Origin of the sequence: Roseburia inulinivorans DSM 16841, from assembly GCF_000174195.1 — a bacterium.
Classification (GTDB): Bacteria; Bacillota; Clostridia; order Lachnospirales; family Lachnospiraceae; genus Roseburia; species Roseburia inulinivorans.
Genome location: NZ_ACFY01000174.1, coordinates 1 through 1,333 on the forward strand (window position 1 = coordinate 1; position 1,333 = coordinate 1,333).

Genomic DNA, 1,333 nt, shown 5'->3' on the forward strand with positions numbered 1-1,333 from the left:
TCGTTTTTGCTATATCTAACAGTCTGTTGTACAAAGAAGATTTTGCATGGATAGTGATTAATACAACGGAGTAAGAAAAGCTCCTTCATATATTAGAATAAAAATATGACTGTTTCTTTAAAAAGAAGCCGGTCATATTTTTTTATGAAAAATAAATTTTGTTGAGGTTAAATTGAGATTGACTTTGTATTGTATAAGTATGAAATAAAAAGGAATCAGGTGATGTACAATGAAAAAGTATAAAATATGTAAAATCCTTCTTGTTATACTGGCAATTTTTTTATGTGTGGCTTTTTATGAATTGCTCGGAATCTGCGTTGCATATAAAAAGCAGCCGGAAGTGTCCAATACAACCAAAAAAGAAACAAAAAATGGGTCATGGAACGAATGCAGTGAAAATACAGAACGGGCAGTAATCATAGAAAAGAATCCAGAAGCGCTTTTACAAAGAGTGCGTTTGATCAAGAATGCAAAAAAGGAAATTATTCTTTCTACTTTTGCATTTCAATCCGATGAAAGTGGAAAATTGATTTTAGGAGCACTGCATGATGCGGCAGACAGAGGTGTACATATTCGTCTGTTAGTAGATGGAATGGAGAGCTGGATTGATATGGAAGGAAATCCGTATTTCTATGGATTATCTTCCCATGAGAATGTTGAAATTAAACTATATAATAAGGCCAATCCGTTGAAACCATGGAAGATGATGGGTAGAATGCATGATAAATATTTGATTGCAGATGGAAAGAGATATATTCTTGGGGGAAGAAATACATACAATTATTTCCTGGGTGATTTTCCGGGACATAAGAACTATGACAGAGACGTGTTAGTAGTTTGCGATGAACCTGAGAAAGAAAATTCAGTTAACCAGTTGTTAGAGTATTTTGAAACGATATGGGAACAAGAAGACAGTGGTTATTTTCATGACAATAAAAAACTGGCAAACAGAAAATCTGTAAAGAACGCAGTTTTAGAGCTGCAGAACGGCTATCAGAAATATTTTGAAGAGAATAAGGAAAGAATCTGCGATACCGATTACACGGACGAAACTTTTGAGACAGAAAAGATTGCATTAGTGTCAAATCCTATTCACACAGGTTCCAAAGAACCAGTAGTGTGGTATCAGTTGGGAGAATTGATGAAAAATGCAAAAAATCGTGTGAAGATCCACACGCCATATATTATCTGTAATGATATGATGTATAATACATGGGATGAGATTGCAGAGAACGTTTCAGATTTTTCTATCATGACAAATTCAGTTGCGAATAATGGGAATCCATTTGGGGCTGCCGATTATGCGAAAAACAGAAATAGAATCTTAAGTACT

General features: G+C 34.4%; 1 protein-coding gene. It reads left to right on the plus strand.

Annotated features, from left to right (window positions below; all coding sequences use genetic code 11):
- Window positions 1-229: 229 nt before the first annotated feature.
- Window positions 230-1,333, plus strand: a 1,104-nt coding sequence (locus ROSEINA2194_RS19280; RefSeq protein ID WP_007890857.1) for a phospholipase D-like domain-containing protein, incomplete at its 3' end; no start/stop codon positions are given.